Source organism: Actinoalloteichus hymeniacidonis (assembly GCF_014203365.1).
Classification (GTDB): domain Bacteria; phylum Actinomycetota; class Actinomycetes; order Mycobacteriales; family Pseudonocardiaceae; genus Actinoalloteichus_A; species Actinoalloteichus_A hymeniacidonis.
Genome location: NZ_JACHIS010000001.1, coordinates 4,907,441 through 4,930,968 on the forward strand (window position 1 = coordinate 4,907,441; position 23,528 = coordinate 4,930,968).

Here is a 23,528-nt window from a genome sequence, read left to right on the forward strand (position 1 = left end):
GGGCACGGTCGTCGACCGGTTCGATACCTACCGACCGCTCACCCTCCGATCGACACCAAGCAACCGCTTGCCGACGCTGAGTAGCCAGCTTTCACGGGTGGTCATACTCTCGGTCGCGTCCAATCCCGCCACCTCGACACGCAACCTTCGCCGAGCAATGCGAGAGGAACGCCTCGATGCACTGGTGTGCCACCTGCAATGGAACCGGAACCGTGATCGACAAGGACCGCAGGCCGGTCGAGTGCCCGTACTGCCAGGGCACCGGCTCCAACTGATCAGTAGAAGTCCTCGTCGGCCTCATCGCCGTTCCACGGCGCCTGCGCAGGCGATTCCCACACGTGATCCCTGGCCCATTGGGCACAGCGCCCGCAACGCGCCACCAGAGGATCGAGGTCACTGGCGGCAGGCACCATCACCCGCCCGCAGACCGGGAGGTAACCGCCGGGATCAGCGGGCTGCCCGATCTGCGAGGCCTTGATCCCATGCCGCACCGGCTCATCGAGCGCCCGAACCCACCACAGCGGGTACTCGGTCGGCTGTGGCCGAGGGGGCCGATCCCATTCCACCGTCTCGCCCGATCGGCCCAGCAGCCGTCGAAGCCCTTCGAACATCGCGACCATCGCCCACCCCCGATCTTGTGAGCAGGCTAACAAGCAGCCGACCGCCCAGGCCCGCGAACCCGCTGGTCCAAGGATCTCGATCAGGTTGCAGCGCCCGGAGCACCTCGGATGCCCGGCCGCATCCCACGGCGGCGATGGCCGGTCGATCGCCCCTTGACGCGGCGTCGAACGGCTGCGCGACCCCGGACGTCAGGCCGGTTCGGGCCCGTAGGCGTGCAGGAAGGTCCGAACGGCGGCCGCGACCAGGGCCCGTTTCTCCGGATCGGGAACCGAGCGGGTGCCGAACCTGGCCCGTGATTCCAGCGATCCGGTGAGCAGGGCGCTCAACTGCTCGGCCGCCTCCACCGGATCGCAGCGACGCAGCCTCCCCGCCAACGAGAGCCTGGCCAGCCGGTCGGCCAACGCCTCGGTCACCCGGTCGGCCGCCCGCCCCCGAACGATATCGACCAGTTCGAGGTGCTGCGGCAACTCCGCGTACACCAGCCTGCGCACCGCCCACGAGCGTTCGTCGCAGTAACACTCGACCAGGTCGTAGCCGACCTCCGCGAGCAGCGTCGAGAGATCTTGACCCCGGTCCATCAGCCGCTCGACCACCGCGAGATTCGTGGCCAACGCCCGGTCGGCCTCCGCCGTGATGGTGGCGCGGAACAGGTTCTCCTTATCGCCGAAGTGGCTGTAGACGGTGGGTTTGGCCACCCCGGCCTCGGCCGCGATCACGCTCACCCCCGCCTGCGCGTAGCCCTCCCGGGCGAAGACCGTGAAGGCGGCCGACAGGATCGCCTGCCGCTTGTCGATCCGGCCGCGCGAGACGTCTCGCGCCGGGGCCGAGCTGGTCGCTTCGCTCACCGCCGCAGCGTATCGGCGCCGTCCCGACCGGGACGCGCCAGTTCAGTCGAGGTACGGGCAGCCGCGCACACAAAATGAACCCGTCGGTTCATTTAAAAGAACCAATTGGTTACACTTTGCGGACTCGCCGTTTCGCCGAACGAAGGAGATCAGCCGAATGTCCGTCACTCCGGAGAAACTCCGACAGCTGCTGGATTCCCGTGTCTTCGGCATCGTGGCCACCGTCGCGCCGGACGGAAGCCCACAACAGTCGGTGGTCTGGTTGGCCGCCGACGGCGACGACCTGCGCTTCTTCATCGCGGTCGGTAGCCGCAAGGAACGCAATCTGCGCCGGGACCCGAGGATCGGCGTGCTGATCAGCCCCGCCGATGCGCCGTACAGCTATGCCGCCATCCGGGGCACGGCGCGGTTCGAACCGGACACGGCCCTGGCGCTGCGCGACGAACTCTCCCGGAAGTACGTGGGACTCTCCTACGCCGAGCACATCGCACAGACTCCGGAAGCCGCCCACCTCGGCCCGATCACCTCGGTGCGGGTGAGCCCCGAACGCATCACCGGGCGGCTTTGACCGCCGCTCGGCACGCGCGGCGGCACCCGCTAAACCGGTGGCCGCCCGGCGCCGGGGCTTGATACGTTCGTGGACATGCATAACGGTCTCTGGTCGCAGAAGGTGCGCACCCGCCGCTGACGGCGGCGCCCTTCTTCCTTCCTCTCAGCGCTCGCCGTCCCAGGCCCATCGCCGGACGGCTCGATCTGTGCTGCCCGGCTCCCATGCGAGCTGCGGAGACCCTGTTGCATCCCTTCACCGAATCCACCAAACCCCACGCCACCGACACCGCCATCGAGCCGTCGATGCCCGCAGGCGACCGAGCCCACCTGCGGGCCGAGGGGATCAGCGTCGTGCGGGGCGCCCGCCGGATCCTGCACGAGGTGTCCGTCACGGTGTCCCCGACCTCCCGGCTCGCCGTGGTCGGCGAGAACGGCCGAGGCAAGACGACCCTGTTGCACGTCCTGGCCGGGCTAGTGCAGCCCGATCACGGAACCGTGCATCGCGCGGGCACCGTCGGCCTGGCGCAACAGGCACTCGCCGCAGGCCCCGGCGAGACGGTGGGCCGCCTGATCTCCCAGGCGCTACGGGCCTCGCAGGATGCGCTGATCGAACTCGACGCGGCGGGTGCGGCCCTGGCCGAGGGCGCCACCAGCGCCGAGGACCGGTACGCCACGGCCTTGGAGGCCGCGACCCGGCTGGACGCCTGGGACGCCGACCGGCGCGTCGATGTCGCGCTCGATGCGTTGCGCGCCTGCTCGGATCGGGCACGCGAGTTGTCGACGCTGTCGGTCGGACAGCGCTATCGGGTCCGGCTGGCCTGTCTGTTGGGCGCCAAGCACGACACGCTGTTGTTGGACGAACCCACCAACCATCTCGATGCCGATGGGCTGCTGTTCCTGACGCGTCGACTCGCCGAGCACCGGGGCGGCCTCGCACTGGTCAGCCACGATCGGGCGCTGCTACGGGATGTCACCGAGCAGTATCTGGACCTCGATCCGAGTCGGGACGGTCGCCCGCGTAGCTACGCGGGTGGCTACGACGCCTGGCAGGCCGAACGGGCTCGCGAGCGGGAGCGGTGGTCGCAGGAGTACGAGACGCAGCAGACGGAACATCGTCGGCTCACGACGGCGGCCCAACAGGCCAGGGATCGGCTGAACACCGGTTGGCGGCCGGACAAGGGCACCGGGAAACACCAGCGGCAGAGCCGAGCGCCGGGGGTCGTGCAGGCGTTCAACCGGCAGCAGGAAGCCCTCGAAGCCCACCGGGTCATCGTCCCCGAGCCGCCGCTGACGCTGCGTTGGCCGAGGATCGAGGTCCGCCCCGGCGCGGCGTTGCTGCGCGCTCACGAGGTCACGGTGGCCCGGCAGTTGGACCAACCCGTCTCGTTGACCGTCGACGGCGGCGACCGGCTGTTGGTCACCGGCGAGAACGGCGCGGGCAAATCCACCCTGCTCGCGGTGCTCGCGCAGCGCCTCGAACCGACCGGCGGACGCCTGCATCGGCTGCGCGGCGGTTCGGTGGCGTTGGTGCAGCAGGAGGTTCCGGAGTGGAACGGTGAGCGCAGCGCCGCGCAGCTCTACGAGCAGCGGATCGGTGAACTGGTCGCCGATGGCGAGCTCCGCGACTCCGAGGCGGTGTCGCTGGCATCGACCGGTCTGCTGGATCGCCATGCGCTGCGCACTCCCGTCGGCCGGATGTCGCAGGGACAACAGCGCAGGCTCGATCTCGCGCTCGCGCTGGCGACCCGGCCGAGCGTGCTCATCCTCGACGAACCGACCAACCACCTCTCCTCGGTGTTGGTCGACGAGCTGACGGCGGCGATCCGGGAGACGGCCGCCGCCGTCATCGTGGCCACCCACGATCGTCAGCTGCTACGGGATCTCGCCGACTGGCCTCGGCTGGCGATCACGGCGTCAGCACCACCGACGGTCGGCTGAGATCGCTCCGCTCGGTCCGCGTCGTGACCCGTACGGCCGCGACGCGGACCAGGCAGCCCGGAACCCGACCCGCCGCGGGAAGGGGCACACCTCGGCCACCACCGGGGTGGCTCCGACTGCCGATAGGGTTCGCCGATGTCCGCCGATCACACCGTCGCCGCGCTGCCACTGACCGGGGAACGCACCCTGCCGGGCATCGCCGAGGAGAACTACTGGTTCCGCAGGCACGAGGCCGCCTATCGCGCGTTCCTGCCGTTGTGCCATGGCGCCCGGGTGGTGGACGCGGGCGCGGGTGAGGGCTACGGCGCCGCCATGCTGGCCCTGACCGCACGGCAGGTTCTCGCGGTCGACCTCGATGCTCAGGCCGTGCACCACGTCGCGCGGTGTTATCCCGAGGTCGCGGCGGTCCGCGCCGAGCTGACCACCCTGCCGATCGCCGCCGGAAGCGTCGACGTGGTGGCGAATCTGCAGGTGATCGAACATCTCTGGGATCAGCCCGCGTTCCTCGCCGAATGCCATCGCGTCCTGCGGCCCGGCGGTTCGCTGCTGCTGACCACTCCGAATCGGCTGACGTTCTCCCCCACCGGGACCAAGAATCCGTTCCATACCCGTGAACTCGATCCCGACGAGCTGGCCGAGCTGCTCACCGACGCCGGATTCCACGTGCATCGGCTCGCCGGCCTGCGGCACAGCACCGCGCTGCAGGAACGAGAGGCACGCCGAGGCGGCTCCCTGATCGAGGAGCAGATCCGGTTGGCGACCGAGGGGCTGCCTTGGCCCGCCGACCTGCTGCGGGAGGTCGCCGCCATCGACGTCGAGGATTTCGTGCTGTCCGACGAGGAATTGGCGACCAGCCTCGACCTGATCGCGGTCGGGAGACGGCCGTGACCGAATCCGACTCCGGGGAGCCGATCGGCGATTTCGCCCTCGTTCTGCACACTCACCTGCCCTGGTTGGCGCGGCACGGCGGCTGGCCGGTCGGCGAGGAATGGCTGTATCAGTCCTGGGCTGACTCCTATCTGCCGCTGGTCGAGGTGCTGTACCGGTTGGCCGAGCAGGACCAGCGCGAGGTGCTCGCCCTCGGGCTGACCCCCGTCCTCGCCGCGCAGCTCGACGACCCGTACTGCCTGCGCGGGATGCACGACTGGCTGGGTAACCGGGTCCTGCGCACGCAGCACGCCGCGACCCGGTGGCAGCACGATCGACCCGAGTTGCGCGAGCTGGCCGCCGCCGAGTACCGGCGGGCAACCCACGCCCTGCACCTGTTCGAGAGCCGCTGGCGCCACGGCGCGTCGCCGGTGCTGCGGCCCTTGGTCGACGCAGGGGTGATCGAGCTGTTGGGTGGTCCGGCCACCCACCCGTTCCAACCGCTGCTGCTGCCCCGGGTGCGAGCCGGGGCCCTACACGTCGGACTCGAGGACGGCGCGTTGCGACTCGGCAGGCGCAGCACCGGGATCTGGGCGCCGGAATGCGGCTTCGACCCCGGCATGGAGACCGGTTACGCGGCGGCCGGCCTGACGCACTTCCTGGTGGACTCGCCCGCGTTGGCGGGCCGCACCTCGGCCGCCCGACCGGTGTGGGACTCCGACGTCGTATGTTTCGGCCGGGACGGGGAGCTGGCCGAACGGGTCTGGTCGCCGAAGGTCGGTTATCCGGGACATCCGGACTACCGGGACTTCCACACCTACGACCATCCGACCGGGCTCAAGCCCGCCCGCGTCACCGGGCATTCGATCGCGCCTGCGGACAAACAGCCCTACCGCGCCGATCGGGCCTCGGCCGCCGTGGCCGAGCACGTCACCGACTTCGTCGATGCCGTCGTGGCGCGGTTGCGGGAGCATCGCGTCGTCGACGGGCGGCAGGGTCTGGTGGTGGCGGCCTTCGATACCGAGTTGTTCGGGCACTGGTGGCACGAGGGACCGGACTGGCTGACGGGTGTGCTGCGCGCGCTTCCCGAGGCCGGGGTCCGAGTCACCACACCTGCGCGGGTGTTGGCGCGCGGGCACGTCGGCACCCCGGTCGAGCTGCCCGCCTCGTCCTGGGGCGCAGGCAAGGACTGGCGGGTGTGGAACGGACCCGCGGTCTCGGATCTGGTCGCGACCAACGAGCGGTTGCAACACAGATTGCTCGAGGTCATCGACACCCACCGCTTCCCGGCGGGACGCGATGCGGTGGTCGATCAGCTCTGGCAGGAGGCGTTGTTGGCCTGTTCCAGCGATTGGGCGTTCATGGTCACCAGGGATTCGGCGGCCGACTATGCCCGAGCTCGGGCGGCCGAACACACCGAGGCGTTCCATCGGCTTGCCGACCTGCTCGCCACGGGCGACCGAGCGGGGGCTGCCGCCGAGGCGGCGCGGCTGCGGGTGGTCGACAACCCCTTCGGCGGGCTGGACGCGCGCCGGTTGGCGGTGGGCACGCCGTGAGTGACCGGGACTCCGCCGGTCAGGGTCCGCCGGTGAACGGCTGGTCGCGAACATGCATGGTGCCCTCGGCCTGGCTGCGGGACCGCAGGGCTCGCGCGTCGATGGGTCGGACTCCGGCGGGCCGCTCGGGCGTGGACCGTCCCCGCAGTCGATCCTTGATCACGATGCCGACGAGGCTGACCACCAGGAAGACCGCCAGCGCGAGTAGCCCCCAACCGAATGGCTCCATGACTCCGCCCTCCGACGACACCACGTTCTTCCAACTGTACCGACCGGGTGATCTCGAAAGGGTGTTTGCAAGGATCTGTCGATGCGGGTGCTGATGTTGTCCTGGGAGTACCCACCGGTGGTGGTCGGCGGGCTCGGTCGTCATGTCCATGCCCTGGCCGAGCAACTCGCCGCACAAGGCCACGAGGTGGTGGTGCTGTGCAGGCAGCCGACCGGCACCGATGCGAGCACCCACCCGACGGAGTTCGCCGAGCGGGCCGGGGTGCGGGTGGTCCGGGTCGCCGAGGACCCGCCGCACCTGGCCTTCGAACGCGATCTGGTGGCCTGGACCCTTGCGATGGGGCACGCCATGATCCGCGCAGGTCACGCCCTGTTGCGCGAGTGGCGGGCCGATGTGGTGCACGCCCACGACTGGCTGGTGGCGCACCCGGCGATCGCCCTCGCCGAGGCGGCGGATGTGCCGCTGGTGGCGACCCTGCACGCCACCGAGACCGGTAGACACAGCGGTTGGCTTCCCCAGCCGATGAATCAGCAGATCCATTCGGTCGAGTGGTGGCTGGCCAATCGGGCCGATCGGCTGATCACCTGTTCGGCCGCGATGCGCGGCGAGGTCGCACAGCTCTTCGACGTCGACCCCGACGGCATCGCCGTGCTGCACAACGGGATCAGCCCCAGTCCGTGGCACGTACCGGACGAGTTGGTCGCCAAGGCCCGTTCCTCGGCGCGGGCCACCGAGGCGCCGCTGCTGCTGTTCTTCGGTCGAATCGAGTGGGAGAAGGGCGCCCAGGACCTGGTCGCGGCCCTGCCCGCGATTCGTCGCAGTCATCCGGGCACGGTGGTCGCCATCGCCGGGCAGGGCGGCTATCGAGAACGGCTGATCGAGGAGACCCGCAAGCATCGGGTTCGGCGTGCGGTGCGGTTCCTGGGGCAGCTGCCGGACCGCAAGCTGGCCACGATGCTGGCCGCAGCCGATGCGGTCGTGCTGCCCAGCAGGTACGAGCCGTTCGGCATCGTGGCCCTGGAGGCCGCCGCTGCGGGTGCGCCGCTGGTCGCATCGACGGCAGGCGGTCTGGGCGAGGCGGTCCTCGACGAGCGCACCGGCCTGTCCTTCGCCCCCGGGGACATCGATGGCCTGGCCACGGCCGTGCGGCGGGTATTGACCGATCCGGCAGGCGCCGCACGCCGTGCCGAAGCGGCCAGGGCCCGGCTGGCCACCGACTTCTCCTGGGACACCATCGCCGAGGGAACCGTCGAGGTGTACGCCGCCGCCAAGGCCGCCGTGCCGGCTCGCGGGTCGACAGGCGACGCCTGCGCGCCCCCCGGCCGGCCGGAGTTGGCTCGACCCAAGATTCCGTCCGGGAATCTCCTGTCTGGGTGAACCCGCCCGGGCGCCCGGCGACGCTGCGTCACCTGACGGACTTTCGACCGATGGTCGGCTGCTCGCGACGGTGCAAGGATGAACCGTGCGCTTCCGACTACTCGGCCCACTGGAGATCCGTGCAGGCGCCGAGTGGGTCAGCCCCGAGTCGCCCCAACAGCGGCTGACCCTCGCCGTCCTGCTGTTGAACGCACCCCACCCGATCTCCGAAGAGAAGCTCCTCGACGAGTTGTGGTCGGAGGTGCCGCCCGCCGACGGGGCGGCGGCGGTACGCAAGGACGTCGAGGATGCCCTGCGATTCCTGGCCGATCACGGCGGGCCGCCGATCCTGCGTACCGCCGAGGGCTACCGGATCGATGTCGATCCGAAGGAGCTCGACCTCACCGCGTTCAACGACTTCGTCGAGCAAGGTGCCGCGGCGATGCAGGACGGCCGCTTCCGGGAGGCGACCCGGCTGTTCGAGGCGGCACGCGGCTTGTGGCGGGACACCCCCTTCTCCGACGTCCCCGCAGCGCCGATCATCGTCGCCGAACGTCCGCGCATCGTGCTGACGATGCGCCGCTGCCAGTTCGGGATCATCGATGCCCGGCTGGCCCTCGACGACCTCGCCGATCTACCCGGCGAGATCGAGGCCGAACTCGCACGACACCCGTTGAGCGAGGAACTGTGGATCCGCAAGGCGCTGGTCAGCAACCAGCTCGGCCGTCGGACCGAGGCGCTGGACGCCTTCCATCAGGCGCACGTCACGCTGGCCACCGAGCTGGGCATCGAACCGGGCGAGGAGCTGCGTCGCGCCAGGGTCGGGGTGCTGGAGGGTGAATCCCCTGCCGCGCTGCTGCGCATGTTGGGCATCGCGGTCCCGACCTCTGCGGTCAGCACGCTGCCCACCACACCGAGGAAACCGGATTCCTCGCCTTCGGAGATCCCGCCGGTCTCCCCGTTCTTCGAGGGGCGTTCCGAGGAACTGACCGTGCTCGGCGACCTACTCGCCGCCGGGGATCCGCGCGCCAGTACCGCGGTGGCGATCACCGGGATGGCGGGCAGTGGGAAGACGACCCTGGCGGTGCGCGGCGCCAGAGCGGCCGCCGAGCAGTACCCCGACGGCCAGGTCTTCGTGCATCTTCGCGGCCACAACGGCGACGAACCGCTGAGTCCGCTCGCGGCGGTCAGCAAGATCCTGTATGCGCTGGGCATCCCCGGCAACGCCATTCCCACCGATCTCGACGAGGCCACGGCGCACTATCACGCGGTGGTGGCGGAACGCAGGCTGTTGATCCTCGCCGACGATGCACGGGCCGCCGATCAGGTGAATCCGCTGGTTCCGCAGCATCCCGGTTCTCGGCTCATCGTGACCGCCCGGAGCAGGCTCGATGGGTTGACCGCGACCGGCGGGGTGCGCTCGCTGCCGTTGGATCCGCTGTCGGACGCCGCATCGCGGGCGCTGTTGACCGAGATCATCGGCACCGACTCGGTGGACCGTCCCGATCTGCTGCCCACCCTCGTGCAGTTGGGCGCGGGATTGCCGTTGTCGCTGCGCATTCTCGGTGCGCAGCTGCGCGACGATCCGTCCCAGCGGTTCGAGGAACTGACCCGCAGGCTGGGTTCCGGTGGGTTGCTGACGGCGTTGGAGATCCACGGCGAGCCTGCGAGCTCGGTGCGTACGGCGCTGGACCAGTCCTACGCGACGCTGTCCGAGGACACCCGGCTCGCGTTCCGCAGACTGAGCTGGTTGCCCGATCCGGTGGTCGATGCCAGGGCCACCGCCGTGGTGTTGGACTGCGACGTCGAGGCCGCCGATCGGCTGTTGAGCCGGCTCGCCGACGGACAACTCGTGCAGCAGCACTCGACCGGCCGCTTCCGGCTGCACGACGCGGTCCGGGTCTACGCCGAGGAACGCAGTCAGCAGGAGGACTCCCCCGACGAGCGGGCCACGGCCGTCCACCGGGTGCTGCGCTGGCATCTCGGGCGGGCGTGGGCCGCGATCGGCCGCGACCGGGCGTTCTGCCCCACCGGCATCGGCGAGGAGTTGGCCGAGTTCGACGAGAGCGTGTTCACCCTGCCCGCCGGCTGGACGATGCTGCGGTGGTGGGACATCGGGCGACCGGTGATCGCGGCGGCCGCAAGGTCGGCGATGCAACACGGCCTGCATCGCCTCTGCTGGATGCTCAGTTACTGCCTCACCACCTATCTGCAGCAACGACTCCGGCTCGCCGAATGGCAGGAGGCCTCCGCGCTGGGGACCTCGGCCGCCATGGCCGCCGATGACAACGAGGGCCGGGCCTGGCTGAAGAACGCCGAGGGCAAGCTGTTCGTGGAGCTCGGCAGGCTGCCCGAGGCCATCGACGCCATCGGCGAGAGCATCGCGACCTTCTGCAGGCTCGGTAACGCCGAGGCGGAGCTGATGGTGATGACCAATCTCGGTATCGCACGGTGCATGCACGGGGATCGCGAGCGCGGCGTCGAGCTGTTGGAACGTTCCGTGGCGCAGAGCCAACGGCTGGGTCTCACCGCTCGGCTGCATGTCGGGTTGAACAACCTGACGATGGCCTATCTCCAGGTGGGCCGCATCGACGATGCGATCGCCTCGGGCAGGCGAAGCCTGGAGGTGCTGACGGGCCTGGACTATCCGCTGCTCAACGACGATCGGGGCCGGGCCCTGGACTCGTTGGGGCAGGCGTATCGGCGGGCGGACCTGCTGCACAAGGCGGTGCAGGCGCATTCGGCGGCGCTGCGCGACTTCGAGATCGCCGACAATTCGGTCGACCGCATCGTCTGCCTCAACAACCTGGCGGAATGCCATCGGCTACTGGGTAATCGGGACAGCGCGATCGCCATGTTCTCGCTCGCGCTGGATTACCAACGCATCGCCGAGGACTCCTGGAGCATCCTCGCCGGGCTGGGCAGGCTGGGTGTCGAGCTGATCGATGCGGGCCGGGCCTCGGAGGCCAGGAAGCCGTTGTCCGAGGCCGTCGCGCTGTTGCGTGATCTCGATGCCGCCCGTTCCGAGGAGCTCGCCGAGTTGCTGGACTCGTCCGAGCTCGCCGATCGGGCGGGCGCCCTCAGCGCGTTGTTCGCGGCGGCCCAGCGGACCGATCACCAGCAGAACGATCCCCAGCAGAACGATCGGCGGCCCGCTGCGCCTTCCGAGTGATGTCGGCCAGGGCGGCGGCCCGAAGCTCGCGGGCCTCGGTGTTGGCGACGTAGTCGGCGTGTCGGTCCCGGACGACTCTGGCGGGTGCCCCGACCGCGATGGCGTAGTCGGGGATGTCGCCTCGTGCCACGGCGTGCGCCCCCAGCACCACGCCTCGGCCGATCCGGCTGCCGCGCAGAACGCTCACCTTGGTGCCCAGCCAGCAGTCCGGCCCGATGCGCACCGGCGTCTTGACGATGCCCTGGTCCTTGATCGGTCGATTCACGTCCTCGACGACATGGTCGAAGTCGCAGATGTAGACCCAGTCGGCGATGAGGGCGGCGCCGCCGATCTCGACGTCGAGATAGCAGTTCACCGTGTTCTGCCTGCCGAGGACGGCCTTGTCGCCGATTCGCAGCGAACCCTCATGGCAGCGGATGGCATTGCCGTCGCCGATGTGCACCCAGCGGCCGATCTCCAGCCTGCCCAGCCCCGGGTCGCAGTCGATCTCGACGTTGCGGCCGAGGAAGACCATGCCGCGCAGGATGATGTGTGGTCGAGTCAGCCGCAGCTTCAGCAGCCGCCAGTACCGCAGCAGATACCACGGGGTGAAGGCGCGGTTCCGCCAGACCCAGCGCAGCGATTCCCTGGTCAGGAAACGGGCCTGTCGGGGGTCCGGGCGTAGCAGGGACCGCAGGCCGATCAACAGATCCGACATACCGCTCACCGGTCCAGAAGCTAGCAGCCCCGCCGCCGTCCGCCGACGGCCTCCGCTGCCGAGTCGGTGGCAACCGGACACCGAGGGGGCGGCGGCCGCGCCGAACCGAGAGCACCGTGGGTGGATCCTCCTCACTTAGCCATAAGTGGAATGACCCGTCCGGTTAGCCGGTTAGGCTTTCCGGCAGGGCATTTCGCCGTGACGCAGGAGGATTCGTGGGATACCGGGGACCGTTGCCGAAGAAGTTCATCGGACGGTACAACGCATTCATGCTCTCGCTACGCGACTCGCCTCGGTGGGGTGATCACATCAGCGGGTGGCTCACGACCGTGACCTACACGGGACGACGCACGGGTCGCACGATCAGCCTTCCCGTTGCCTACCGCCGCAACGGCGACCGCGTCACCATCGACGTGAAACTTCCCGACGCCAAGAAATGGTGGCGCAACTTCACCGGGGAAGGCGCACCGCTCACGCTGAACCTGGACGGCGTCGACCGCACCGGCCATGCCATCGCCCGACGCGACGACCGGCAACGGGTCTATCTGGCTGTCGAGCTGAGCTGAGGTCTCCGGCGCGGTCCGGGCCGTCGGTCACCGCAGTGCCCGACGGCCCGGCCGAGCAGTCCACCTACTCGGGATCGCGCCGTGCGGCCTTCCGACCGGTCACCAGGACGTTGTAGAAGAGATCCCTCGGCAACCAGTTCCGCAGATGCGAGTCCAACCAGGACAGTCGCAGCCAGCTGCGATAGGCGAACATCGCCCAGCCGAAGCCCAGCTTCTCGCGGGGTACCGCCGCCTCGAAGGTGCGTACCGGCCACCCCAGCAGGGCGGCGGTGAACTCCTCGGTCCTGGCGTGCACGCGCACCGCGCCCGCCGCCCGCGCGGTGCGTTCCAGCTCCGAGGGCACGAAGGTGTGCAGATCGACGACGGCCTCCAGCGCCGCGGCCCGCGAGGACTCGTCGAGTTCCTGCTGCGGTCGCCGCCAGGAGGACAACGCGGGCAGGCGGGTGATCCTGGTGGTCAGCCACCAGGTGGCCCGGCCGAGTCTGCGCGCGTAGAAGTCCCCGACCCGGGTCGGGTCGCCCGCGAAGACGAATCGGCCGCCGGGCTTGAGGACTCGCAGCACCTCGCGCATCGCGGCCTCGACATCCGGGATGTGGTGCAGCACGGCATGCCCGACGACGAGGTCGAAGGAGTCGTCCGGGTAGGGGATGCGCTCGGCATCGCCGACCCGGCCGTCCACGTCCAGCCCGAGGTTCTCGGCGTTGCGCAGGGCGACCTGCACCATCCCTGGCGACAGGTCGGTCACCGACCCTTTCTTCGCGATGCCGCCCTGCATCAGGTTGAGCAGGAAGAAACCCGTGCCGCAGCCCAGTTCCAGGGCTCGCTCGAACGGCTTCGCAGGCACGCCCGCCGCGTAGTGGAACCGGCCGACGGCGTAGTCGACGCAGCGATCGTCGTAGGAGATCGACCACTTCTCGTCGTAGGTGTCGGCCTCCCAGTCGTGGTAGAGGACGTTGGCCAGCTTCGGGTCATCGTAGGCGGCGCGCACCTCGGCCTCGGTGGCACGCGGGTTGGGTGCCGCATCCGGCGCCGGGTCGGTCACGCTGCCGCGTTCGTCGGTCCGCTGGTCGGTCGGGGTCTCGCTCATCTCACCGGCCCTCGAATTTCGCCTTGCCGGGACCGTTCTCGATGAACGATCGCATGCCGGTCTTCTGGTCCTCGGTGGCGAACATCGCCGCGAAGAGCCTGCTCTCCAGGGCCAAGCCGCTGACGAGGTCGACCTCGAGTCCGGTGTCGATCGCGGTCTTGGCCGCGGCGATGGCCTGTGCGGCGCCCTCGGTGAACCGGCCCGCCCAGCGCAGCGCGGCCGCGAGGACGTCGTCGGGGGCGACGACCTCGTCGACGATGCCCAGGCTCGCCGCCTCGTCGGCCTCGACGAACCGGCCGGTGAAGATGACGTCCTTGGCTTTGGCCGGCCCGATCAGTCTGGCCAGCCGCTGGGTTCCGCCCGCGCCGGGCAGCACTCCGAGCAGCACCTCGGGTTGGCCGACCTTGACGTTGTCCCCGGCGATGCGTCGGTCCGCGCACAACGCCAGTTCCAGACCGCCGCCGAGGGCGTATCCGGTGACGGCGGCGACGACGGGCTTGGGGATCTCGGCGACCGCCCGGAACGCGGTGGACAGCTGCGGGGCGCGCTGGGCCATCTGCGCGTAGGTCCGCTCGGCCATCTCCTTGATGTCGGCGCCCGCCGCGAAGACCTTCGGGCCGCCGTAGATCACCACGGACCGCACGTCGTCGCGGGTGCTCGCCTCGATGGCCGCGGCCCGGATCTCTTCCTGCATCTGGATGTTCAGAGCGTTCATCGGTGGGCGATCCAGCCGGATCGTGCCGATGCCCGCTTCCACTTCCAGTCTGACGAATTCGCCCACGCCCAGCGTCCTCCTCGACGTCCACCGCGACACCGCGACGGGTGTCGCCCGAGCAGCCGAAGATCGACCGCCCCGCCACGGCAGGTTACCGCGCGGTAGACCCGATCAACGCCCTCAGTCGGTCGGCCTGCGGCGAGCGAAGAATCGGTCGCCGGACTGTTCCAGCACGAGGTCCTGGGCGAAGGTCGCCGACAGGTTCTCCTCGGTGATCACGTCGGCCAACAGGCCCTGCGCGACCACACCGCCCTCCCGCAGCAGCAGCGCGTGCGTGAAGCCCGGCGGGATCTCCTCGACGTGGTGGGTCACCAGAACCAGCGCGGGCGCATCGGGATCCGAGGCCAGCTCGGTCAACCGCGCGACCAGGTCCTCGCGTCCACCGAGGTCGAGTCCGGCGGCGGGCTCGTCGAGCAGCAACAGCTCGGGGTCGGTCATCAGGGCCCTGGCGATCAGGGTCCGCTTGCGCTCGCCCTCGGACAGGGTGCCGAAGCGCCGCTCGGCCAACGCCGCCATGCCCAACGCGGCGAGCAGTTCGTTCGCGCGGTCCAGGTCCATCGGGTCGTAGTCCTCGCGCCACCGGCCCAGCACGGCGTAGCCCGCACTGACGACGACATCGCGGACCAGCTCGTCGGCCGGGATCCGGGCGGCCTGCGCCGCCGAGCACAGGCCGATCCTCGGCCGCAGCTCGAAGACGTCCACCCCACCGATGCGGTCGCCGAGCAGGTGGACCGTGCCGTCGCTGGGGTGCAGCTCGGCACCGGCCAGGCGCAGCATCGTGGTCTTGCCTGCCCCGTTGGGCCCCAAGATCACCCAGCGTTCGTCGACTTCCACCCGCCAGTCGATGTCGTGGACGAGAGCGGTCGGTCCGCGCCGGACCCCGACCCCGTCCATGCGGATCACCAGGTCAGTGGTGTCCGCCATCTCGTGGCCGCCGCTGTGCGGCCGTCCGTCTGTCGTGCCCTGCAAGCCCCGGTCGGTCACCCGGCCATTCTGACCGTTGGAGCCCGCTCGCCCCGCACCGGGCGGCGTTTCGCGCGCCGCTTTCGGTGTTCTTTCGCAGAACAAGCATCCGTTGACACCGACGGTTGTCTAGTCTCCAGTTGATTCGAGGCCACACCAGCAGAAAGAAGGGGGCGGGATGAGCGATCAAACCGACCGACGAGCCGCACTGGAAGCACGCAATGCGGCGATGCGTGAGCAGGTCGCCAACCTGACCACCCAGTTCCACCAGCAGATGGCCGACTTGAAGGACGCCCAGGCCAACGCGATGGCGGTGACCGGGCAGGCCACCTCCGCCGACGGTCTGGTCACGGTGGTCGTCGATGCGGCGGGCACCATCATGCGTCTCGACTTCGCGCCGACCGCGTTCAATCGCAGCACCCCGGAGAAGCTGTCCCGCACCGTCGTGGAGACCGTCGCCAAGGCGACCGCACAGGCGAAGACCCAGGTGAACACGGCACTGGCGCCCACGCAGCAGGGCATGGACATGGACCTCGGCGACCTGGTCGCGGGCGCACCCGGACTGCGGGATCTGTTGCCCTCGCTGCCGAAGCCCCCGGTCGTTCCCGAGACGGGACCGCCGCACGCCGCCCCGCCGCCTGCCGCGCCGCCCGCCGCACCGCCGCGCAGGCCTCGGCCGTCGTCGGACGACGACGACGAGGACTTCGGCAACAACTCGTTCCTGCGTTGATTCCGTGAGAGTCACCGACCCCGTTGCGCACTACTTCCACGGAGGAGATTCGTCATGAGCGACAACATGGAGGTCGACCCGCCTGCGCTGCGTGCGGCATCACCCCAGTTCGATGCGGCCGCCGACACCCTCGAGAGTGCGGGCACCGCCATCGACGGCGTGGTCTCGTCGGAGGGTGACTGCTGGGGCGCCGACGAGTCCGGCCAGACCTTCGCCAACGACTACCTGCCCGCCGCGCAGTCCGCCCAGGACAACATCAGCGCGTTGGTCGAGGCGCTGCGCGGTGTCCGCGTGCAGCTCGATGCCTCCGCCGACACCTGGGAATCGATCGACCAGGACGCGGCCGACGGCTTCGGCCAGATGGTGTGAGGAACTGACATGGGTATCGAGATTCCCGAATGGGTGCAGTGGCTGACGCCGATCGTGGTCGGCGCGAGCTGGCCGGAGGGTGACGAGACCGCGCTGCGCAGGCTCGGTGAGGGCTGGGAGGCCTGCGGCACCGAGGTCGGCGAGGTGGCGGATGTCGCCGAGGCCGCGGGTCAGGCCGCGCTGGCCACCATGGAGGGCGCGACCGCGGACGCCTTCCGCGAGTTCTGGGGCCAATACGTCGTCAACGACCCGCAGTTCCTGCCCAAGCTCCAGGAGTTGTGCACCGAACTCGGCGCTGCATGCGACAACGCGGCGCTGGAGGTCGAGTACACCAAGCTGAGCATCATCGCCGCCCTGGTGATGCTGGCCGCCTCCATCGCCAGCATGGTCGCGGCGGCCTTCGCGACCTTCGGCACGAGCACGGCCGGGATCCCCATCGCGCAGGCCGCGACCAGGGTCACCGTGCAGATGCTGTTCCGGCAGCTGATCCAGCAGATCGCTCTCAACCTCGCGGTCAACATCGGTGTCGACGTGGCCATCCAGAGCGGCCAGATGTTGGCGGGCAACCGCACCAGCTGGGACGGCGGCAAGACCCTCAGCGCGGGCATCACCGGCCTTGCCTCCGGTATCGCGGGCGGCCTCGGCGGGACGTTCCTGCCCAGCGGCGCCACCAACGGGTTCGCCGACGCGGCGGTCCAGGGCGCGACCAACGGCATGATCACCGGTGCGGGCGCGAACCTGCTGGACCGAGGGATGAACGACATCCGCAACGGCGAGCTGTCGTCGTTCGGGGACTACCTCCAGTCGGGCGCCCAGGGCGCCACCGTCGGCGGGACCAACGGCGCGGTGACCGGGGCCAACGGGCACGCGCAGAACCTCTACGACGGCACCATCAACCCGAGCGGGAACCGGCCGCCGGACACGCTGCCGCCGAACTACCCGGTCTCGCCGGGCGACTACAACGATCAGCAGTTCTCAACGCAGCCGACGCCGGGTGCCATCCCGTCCTTCGGTCCGCCCGGCACGGGCAACCCCACCATGCCGGAGATGCAGAACGACGGGAATCCGGTGCCCATGCCGGAGTACCAGCCGCCCTCCGAGCAGAGCGGCACCCAGCAGGTCTGATCTGATCACCGTGGGGAGCCCGGTCGCACCACCGGCAGGACATCGCTGCTGCCGGGGCGGGGCCGGGCTCCACTCGTCGGTGCGCCGATGGTCGACCGGGTAGCGGTCGAGCCGTACACCGATTTCCGTAGCTCGTGGTCTGGTGAAGGAGAGCAGCCGATGGCCGCACTGATCCCCGCGACGGTGCCCGGTGCGGTGCCCGACTCGAACCGGGGCGCGCTGCAACGGCGGTGGGACCGCGTTCGGCCGTTGCTGATCTCGGGTCTGCTCGTTCTTCCGGCCCTGCAACTGGTGATCTTCGGGGCATTGATGGGCTTCGTCATGGGGGTTCCGGCAGTTCTCCTGGTGGCTATACCGGCTATCCCCACGGCCATCGTTCTACGACAGCTCACCAAGAAGCGACTGCTGATGACGCCATCCGAGTGGCACTACAGCACCGCAATCAGCGCCTTGCTCTCGATACCGTTCCTGCTGCTGCCGTTCTTCGGCGCTCGCAGCGCCGAGTACGGCCAGGGATTCGTGCTCGCACTCGTCGTTACGGCGGTCGGACTTCCGCTCGTCAGCATGCTCGTGGTGATGCAGGCGCGACGCATCCTGCACGAATCCCCGCTGACTGTGCTCGCGGGCAGCGAGTTCATCCTGACCTACCGGCTTCGCTCCGGGCGTCGATCCGCGACGATTCTGTTGGAGAAGGATCGAATCCGCTGGGAGGCCTTCACCAACACGATCGGCAACTCCTATGGCGGGCGTCAGGCACACATCGACGTCAAGGGATCGTTTCCGCTGGTCAACGTCCGAGACACCAGCGTTCGCCTCGTCAAGGACACCAGCGACCCCCGCACCTGGATGCGCGGTCATCTCGCCAAGATCGGTCCGCCACCCGGCCCCGCCTTGGTCCTGCATACCAAGGATGGCGAATGGCAGCTGCCGATGAAGGAGCCGGACCGGCTCGCGCCGATCGCCGCCGCCCGAGCCCAGTACGTGCGCGCCCAGCGTCCCGGCTGACGAGCCGAGGCCGATCGAAGCCCACTCGTCTATCAGCACCCCACAACCCGGACGCCGTCTCGACGACGCAGGTCGCCCGCCCGGCGCGACCGGGTCGCCGTCGACTATCCCGGTTCGAGCGGCCCCCGTTACCCTCACCGACGACCACGGGCCGAGGCGAGGGAGTCGACATGCAGAGCAGGCACGTCGGCGTTGCCGACCCGGTGGGCGGCCCGTTCCCGTTGGGCGCGCATCCGGTCCCGGGCGGGGTGCGATTCGCGGTGGCCTCGTCGATCGCCGAGGCCGTCGAGGTGTGTCTGATCGACGTCGAGCCTGATGGAAGTCGGGTGGAGCGTCGGGTCGAGTTGACCGAGCAGACCTTCGGTGTCTGGCATGGTGTGGTGAGCGGGGTGTCTCCGGGCAGTCGGTACGGCTTCCGGGTGCACGGCCCCTACGACCCGACCCGAGGGCTGCGCTGCAATCCGGCGAAGCTGCTGGTGGACCCGTATGCGCGTCGGATCACCGGCCGCCTGACCGATGTCGATGCCGCCCTGGGCTACCGGGACGATCCGATGGGCCGGCTACCGAGCACCGTCGACTCCGTGGCCGCCGTGCCGCTGTCGGTGGTGACCTCGCCTGTCGAACCGTTGCGCGACCTGCGGCCCGAGGTGCCGTGGGAGGAGACGGTCGTCTACGAACTGCACGTCAAGGGCTTCACGCAGCGGCATCCCGATATCCCCGAGCACCTGCGCGGAACCTATCTGGGAGTGGCGCATCCGGCCGCGCTCGACCACCTGGGCAGGCTGGGGATCACCGCCGTCGAGCTGCTTCCGGTGCAGGCCGCGTCCTCCGAGGCCGGGCTGCTCCGGCGGGGCGCCGTCAACTACTGGGGCTATTCGACACTCGGATTCCATGCGCCGCATGCGGCCTACGCCAGCGAGCCGGGGCGGGAGATCGAGGAGTTCCGCACGATGGTCTCGGCACTGCATGCCGCAGGCATCGAGGTGCTGCTCGACGTCGTCTACAACCACACCTGCGAGGGCGGCCTCGGCGGGCCGACCTTGAGTTTCCGGGGCATCGACGCGCCCGCCTACTACGCACATGACGAGCGGGGCGGCGCGGTGGACATCACCGGCTGCGGGAACACGATGGACCCGGCCTCGCCCACGGTGGTCCGGCTGGTGACCGATTCGCTGCGGTACTGGGCGCAGGACCTCGGCGTCGACGGGTTCCGCTTCGACCTGGCAAGCGCCCTGGGCAGGCCACGCGGCGCGGCCTTCGATCCCCACGGCGCGCTGCTCACCGCGATCGCCACCGATCCGGTGTTGGCGCAGCGGAAGCTGATCGCCGAGCCGTGGGATGCCACCGGCGAGGGCTATCGGGTCGGCGGTTTCGGCGTGCAGTGGTCGGAATGGAACGGTCGCTACCGGGATACCGTGCGGGATTTCTGGCGCGGCGCGACCGGCCCCGCGGAGTTGGCCTATCGACTGGCCGGTTCCTCGGACATCTACTACCACAGCGGCCGCAGGCCGTGGGCCTCGATCAACCTGATCACCGCGCACGACGGTTTCACACTGCGCGATCTGGTGTCCTACGAGGACAAGCACAACGCGGCCAACGGCGAGGACAATCGGGACGGCACCGACGATCACCGCTCGTGGAACTGCGGCGTCGAGGGCGAGACGACGGACCCCTCGATCCTGGCGCTGCGGTCTCGACAGGCCCGAAACCTGCTGGCGACGCTGCTGCTGTCCACCGGCACCCCGATGCTCACCGCAGGCGACGAGATGTGGCGGACCCAGCGCGGGAACAACAACGCCTACTGCCTCGACGACGAGACCTCGTGGCTGGCCTGGCCGGGCTCGGCCCCGCAGGCGACAGCGGGCGGCGGGGACGCCGCGCCCGGCGGGATACACGTGAGCAACAGCCGGGAGGCGGCGCACTCCGATGGAGACCCGGTAACGCCCGCCGGCCGGTCACCGGGCCTCGATGGCGCCTCGGCGCTCCGCTGCCCGACCGAGGCCGAGCATCGGATCTCGCGCGAGCTTCTGGAGTTCACCCGGAACCTGATCGCCGTGCGTCGGGAATGTCCCGCGCTGCGACAGGCCGAGTTCTTCGAGGGCCGCACCACCCCCAGCGGGTCGCCCGATCTGGCGTGGCTGCGCCCGGATGGCGGCGAGATGACCGAGAGGGACTGGTTCGACGCGGACCGGCGCACCATCGGAATGTGGATCGACGGGGCGGACTGCCGCGCGCACACCAGGACCGGTCTGCCCTTGGACGACCATTCCTGGCTGCTGGTGCTGCACGCGGGCAGCGCGGACATCGAGTTCACCCTGCCGCCCACGGCTTTCGGCAGTCGTTTCACCCCGGTGCTGAGCACGGCCGCGCCTGAGGGCCTGCCGTCCGACCGCACCCCACTGCCCTCCGGCACGAATCTGCCGTTGCCCGCGCACACCCTGATCCTGCTGCGCGCCGACATCGAGAGCGAGCAGCCGACGACGGGCTGAACACACCCGGTTTCACGACCCATCGCGCTTGCCCCCGCAGTGGACCATCCCACCCTGTGAACAGTGCGTGACCGCCTGCGCTGGTCGTGTCACGATCGCTGCATGCTCCGCTCGCTGATGATGTGGTCCGACCGCCCGGTCGACCTCCAACGAGTCGCGTCGAGCACGTGTATGCGCGAAGCGGACGACATCTCCCGCTGACCGCGTTCTCCTGCGCGCCCACCAGGCGCCGCCACGCCGGGAAGACCGGTCGAGATCCGTTCGCTTCTCCCGCCCCGCAGTGTCCCGCGCGCGTGGGCTGCGAGCCCCGCGCGGTTCTTCCCGCCGCCATGCCGAGGAGCTTTTCGATGACCAGCACGCTGCCCGCCTTCGACGTGCATGCCGATTTCGATCACCCGGAACTGCGGTCCTGGATTCCGCAGGATCGGCTGCTCTGGACGCCCACCGAACTACGCGATCTCACCACCATCGTCGCCAAAGACCTCGCCGCTGAACTCCACGAACTCGCCGAATACGTGCCGGAGCAACGCTGGTGGGCGCGGCTGGCGCTGACCGAGGGCGTGGAGCTGTGGTTGCTCACCTGGCTGCCTGCGCAGGGCACCGCGCCACACGACCATGCGGGGGCGGCCGGTTCCTTCACGGTGCTCAGTGGTCGGGTCACCGAGCACTACCGGTACGCGCCCGGCCCGGTCCGGACTCGGACGCACCTCGCGGGCCCCGGCATCGGTTTCGGCCCGCGTCGCGCGCACCAGGTGCTCAATCTGAGCGACGCGCCCGCAGCCACCGTGCATGCCTACTCACCGCCGCTGTTGCCGACGCGCGAATACGCCGACCTCAGCGACATTCGCGAGGACCTGCCGAGGGTCGCCGGGGCGACGTCGTGAGCATCGACGAGCGGCTTGCCAAGGCACGGGCGGGATTACGGCGGCACGAGCCGAAGGAGGCGGCCGAGCTGCATCGGCAGGGTGCGCTGTTGATCGACATCCGTCCCCGGGACGATCGGGCCGCCGATGGCGAGATCCCGGAGGCGATCCCGGTGGAGCGCATCGTGTTGGAGTGGCGGCTGGATCCGGCGGGGTCGCATCGGCTGCCGCAGGTCGATGCCGATCGGCCGGTGGTCGTGTTCTGCAACGAGGGTTACGCATCGAGCCTGGCGGCCCGTGATCTGGGCGAGCTGGGTTTGCGACGGGTCGGGGACCTGGTCGGCGGCTTCCGGGCGTGGCGGGCGGCCGGACTACCGGTGGTTCCCGGGGGTGGCCCGGCCATTCCCTGACCTTCGCGGCGGCCGCGTGCACCGCCGATCCTCGGCGGGCGCAGAGAAGCCGACGCCGATGCCGCCGGGAACCGGGCGGGTGCCGTCGGGCATCGTATGAGCCCGTGCGACTCCTGCGGTTAGTGCGAAGCCCGGCGGTCATCCTGCTCGTTCTGAGTGTGCTCGCGATCATCGCCTTCGAGCTGAGCAGTACGGCACTACCTGCCGCGCTGCTCGGAATCCTCGTCGGCTTGCTCGGCGCCGCCCTCGGGCTCATCGCCATGCAGTTGGTGTTGCAGCTGGGCATGCTCACCGGCGGGCTGTTGACCGGCGCCACGATCACCCGGGTGATCATCGGGTTCGGCCCGAAAATCCGAGCGTGGACCTCGGCCCGCCGCACGGTGGTGTTCCGCGCGATTCCGCTGGTGCTCGCGGTGAGCGTGGCGGGCGGCCGGGAACCGGTACGGCTGCGGATGTGGGGTACCGGGCTGTGGGCCGCCCTGCTGGGCGTGGCCGGGGCGGGCAGCTGTTGGCTGCTGCTCGCCGACGAGGCGCTGGGCCGGGGGCTGGCCGTCGGGGCGACCGCGACGCTGCTCACCGCCCTGGTTCCCCGCCGCAACAGCAAGCTGACGTCGATCGGCTGGTTGCTGGTCGGCCTGCCCCGGCTGGGGACGGCGGAGGTCGCCGAGCTGGCGGCCAGTGTGCTGGCGGGGCGGGTGACCGAGGCGCTGAACGCGGGTGACCTCGATGCCGCCGCAGCAGCCGTCGCCGAGATGAACGAGCGGCATGGCGCGAGTTGGGCGACCACCGCCTGCCAGATCAGCGTGTGGGAGGCGCAGGGCAGGTATCGCGAGGCGGTCGGCGCCGCGATGCGAATCTCCTCCGACGAGACCACCGAGCACCGCAAGCTGGCGGCCGCCCTGGCGGGCCTGGCGGGTTTGGTCGCCGCCGCCGTCGAGGCCGGGCAGCTGCCCGCCGAAGCCGCGCTGCCTGCGGGCAGGCATGCCCTGGAACAGGCGGAGCGGCTGGGCTTCCCCGATTACAAACTGCACTCGACCAAGGCCGCCTACTCGCTGCTGGCGGGCGAAACCGGGGAGGCCATCGCGCTGGCCCAGCTCGCCGACGACTTCAGCCACGGCCCGCTGGCCCGCGCCGATCTCTTCGCCACCCTCGCTGCGGCGCGGATGGCGGCGGGCGACAACCGGTCGGCCCGCGAGGAGCTGGCCAAGGCCGAGGAGTACGCCGCGTGGTGGCCGAGGGTCGTCGCCCTGCGGGCCCGTCTCGATATCGCCTGAGGTCGCCGGGCCGAGGGTTATCGGCTTGGGCTCATCCGCTCA

Annotated in this window: 22 protein-coding genes; 15 read left to right on the forward strand and 7 right to left on the reverse strand. The window is 69.9% G+C overall.

Translation table 11 applies throughout. The features are described 5' to 3' along the window. Window positions 1-275 precede the first annotated feature (275 nt). Window positions 276-620: a hypothetical protein gene (locus tag BKA25_RS20560; RefSeq protein WP_069847410.1), complete on the reverse strand. Its 345-nt coding sequence runs from the start codon at window positions 618-620 to the stop codon at window positions 276-278. A gap of 189 nt (window positions 621-809) precedes the next feature. After that, window positions 810-1,466, reverse strand: a complete 657-nt coding sequence (locus BKA25_RS20565) for a TetR/AcrR family transcriptional regulator (RefSeq protein WP_069847408.1) — start codon at window positions 1,464-1,466, stop codon at window positions 810-812. Between the two features lie 157 nt (window positions 1,467-1,623). Between BKA25_RS20565 and BKA25_RS20570 the strand changes: the two genes are divergently transcribed. The 4 genes from BKA25_RS20570 to BKA25_RS20585 all read left to right on the forward strand — a co-directional run bounded on the left by BKA25_RS20570 (window position 1,624) and on the right by BKA25_RS20585 (window position 6,376). Next, complete coding sequence (locus BKA25_RS20570; RefSeq protein WP_069847406.1) at window positions 1,624-2,034, forward strand: PPOX class F420-dependent oxidoreductase; 411 nt, start codon at window positions 1,624-1,626, stop codon at window positions 2,032-2,034. A 284-nt stretch (window positions 2,035-2,318) separates the two neighbouring features. Then, on the forward strand, window positions 2,319-3,953 hold the full coding sequence (locus BKA25_RS20575; RefSeq protein WP_069853351.1) for an ABC-F family ATP-binding cassette domain-containing protein: 1,635 nt from the start codon (window positions 2,319-2,321) through the stop codon (window positions 3,951-3,953). A 135-nt stretch (window positions 3,954-4,088) separates the two neighbouring features. Next, entirely contained in the window at window positions 4,089-4,841 is a 753-nt protein-coding gene (locus BKA25_RS20580; protein ID WP_069847404.1) for a class I SAM-dependent methyltransferase, read from the forward strand. After that, window positions 4,838-6,376: a 1,4-alpha-glucan branching protein domain-containing protein gene (locus BKA25_RS20585; RefSeq protein ID WP_069847402.1), complete on the forward strand. Its 1,539-nt coding sequence runs from the start codon at window positions 4,838-4,840 to the stop codon at window positions 6,374-6,376. The genes BKA25_RS20580 and BKA25_RS20585 overlap by 4 nt, the downstream gene beginning before the upstream one ends. 19 nt (window positions 6,377-6,395) lie before the next feature. Here BKA25_RS20585 and BKA25_RS20590 read toward each other — a convergent pair whose 3' ends face one another. Continuing rightward, a complete protein-coding gene (locus BKA25_RS20590; protein WP_157420980.1) occupies window positions 6,396-6,605 on the reverse strand; it encodes a hypothetical protein in 210 nt (69 codons plus the stop codon). A gap of 81 nt (window positions 6,606-6,686) precedes the next feature. On the opposite strand from BKA25_RS20590, the gene BKA25_RS20595 reads away from it, so the two are divergent. Further along, complete coding sequence (locus tag BKA25_RS20595) at window positions 6,687-7,982, forward strand: glycosyltransferase family 4 protein (RefSeq protein ID WP_084642643.1); 1,296 nt, start codon at window positions 6,687-6,689, stop codon at window positions 7,980-7,982. Between the two features lie 85 nt (window positions 7,983-8,067). Next, the gene (locus BKA25_RS20600; protein ID WP_069847398.1) at window positions 8,068-11,133 is read left to right on the forward strand and encodes an AfsR/SARP family transcriptional regulator; all 3,066 of its coding nucleotides are present in this window, start codon (window positions 8,068-8,070) and stop codon (window positions 11,131-11,133) included. Here the strand turns inward: BKA25_RS20600 and BKA25_RS20605 are convergent. Further along, entirely contained in the window at window positions 11,042-11,830 is a 789-nt protein-coding gene (locus BKA25_RS20605) for an acyltransferase (protein ID WP_084642641.1), read from the reverse strand. The two genes, BKA25_RS20600 and BKA25_RS20605, sit on opposite strands and share 92 nt — an antisense overlap. A 215-nt stretch (window positions 11,831-12,045) precedes the next feature. Between BKA25_RS20605 and BKA25_RS20610 the strand changes: the two genes are divergently transcribed. Then, window positions 12,046-12,396 carry a hypothetical protein gene (locus tag BKA25_RS20610; protein WP_069847394.1) on the forward strand — a complete coding sequence of 117 codons (351 nt, stop codon included), beginning with the start codon at window positions 12,046-12,048 and terminating at the stop codon, window positions 12,394-12,396. 64 nt (window positions 12,397-12,460) lie between these two features. On the opposite strand, the gene BKA25_RS20615 is transcribed toward BKA25_RS20610, so the two are convergent. The 3 genes from BKA25_RS20615 to BKA25_RS20625 form a co-directional block, all read right to left on the reverse strand. After that, a complete protein-coding gene (locus BKA25_RS20615) occupies window positions 12,461-13,483 on the reverse strand; it encodes a class I SAM-dependent methyltransferase (protein WP_084642640.1) in 1,023 nt (340 codons plus the stop codon). 1 nt (window position 13,484) lies between these two features. Continuing rightward, window positions 13,485-14,264, reverse strand: a complete 780-nt coding sequence (locus BKA25_RS20620) for an enoyl-CoA hydratase/isomerase family protein (protein WP_069847392.1) — start codon at window positions 14,262-14,264, stop codon at window positions 13,485-13,487. Between the two features lie 114 nt (window positions 14,265-14,378). After that, window positions 14,379-15,182 carry an ABC transporter ATP-binding protein gene (locus BKA25_RS20625; protein WP_069853349.1) on the reverse strand — a complete coding sequence of 268 codons (804 nt, stop codon included), beginning with the start codon at window positions 15,180-15,182 and terminating at the stop codon, window positions 14,379-14,381. Window positions 15,183-15,399: 217 nt separating this feature from the next. On the opposite strand from BKA25_RS20625, the gene BKA25_RS20630 reads away from it, so the two are divergent. From BKA25_RS20630 to BKA25_RS20665, 8 genes are all read left to right on the forward strand, one after another. Beyond that, entirely contained in the window at window positions 15,400-15,951 is a 552-nt protein-coding gene (locus BKA25_RS20630) for a YbaB/EbfC family nucleoid-associated protein (RefSeq protein ID WP_069847390.1), read from the forward strand. A 54-nt stretch (window positions 15,952-16,005) separates the two neighbouring features. After that, window positions 16,006-16,320: a WXG100 family type VII secretion target gene (locus BKA25_RS20635; protein WP_069847389.1), complete on the forward strand. Its 315-nt coding sequence runs from the start codon at window positions 16,006-16,008 to the stop codon at window positions 16,318-16,320. Between the two features lie 9 nt (window positions 16,321-16,329). Then, a complete protein-coding gene (locus BKA25_RS20640) occupies window positions 16,330-17,445 on the forward strand; it encodes a WXG100-like domain-containing protein (protein WP_069847387.1) in 1,116 nt (371 codons plus the stop codon). A 159-nt stretch (window positions 17,446-17,604) separates the two neighbouring features. After that, window positions 17,605-18,450, forward strand: coding sequence for a hypothetical protein (locus tag BKA25_RS20645; protein WP_157420979.1), 846 nt, complete (start codon window positions 17,605-17,607; stop codon window positions 18,448-18,450). A gap of 170 nt (window positions 18,451-18,620) precedes the next feature. After that, window positions 18,621-20,939, forward strand: a complete 2,319-nt coding sequence (gene glgX, locus BKA25_RS20650; RefSeq protein ID WP_084642638.1) for a glycogen debranching protein GlgX — start codon at window positions 18,621-18,623, stop codon at window positions 20,937-20,939. Window positions 20,940-21,286: 347 nt separating this feature from the next. Continuing rightward, on the forward strand, window positions 21,287-21,823 hold the full coding sequence (locus BKA25_RS20655) for a cysteine dioxygenase (protein WP_069847383.1): 537 nt from the start codon (window positions 21,287-21,289) through the stop codon (window positions 21,821-21,823). After that, window positions 21,820-22,212, forward strand: a complete 393-nt coding sequence (locus BKA25_RS20660) for a rhodanese-like domain-containing protein (RefSeq protein WP_069847381.1) — start codon at window positions 21,820-21,822, stop codon at window positions 22,210-22,212. The genes BKA25_RS20655 and BKA25_RS20660 overlap by 4 nt, the downstream gene beginning before the upstream one ends. A gap of 104 nt (window positions 22,213-22,316) precedes the next feature. Next, a complete protein-coding gene (locus BKA25_RS20665; protein WP_157420978.1) occupies window positions 22,317-23,486 on the forward strand; it encodes a hypothetical protein in 1,170 nt (389 codons plus the stop codon). Window positions 23,487-23,528 lie beyond the last annotated feature (42 nt).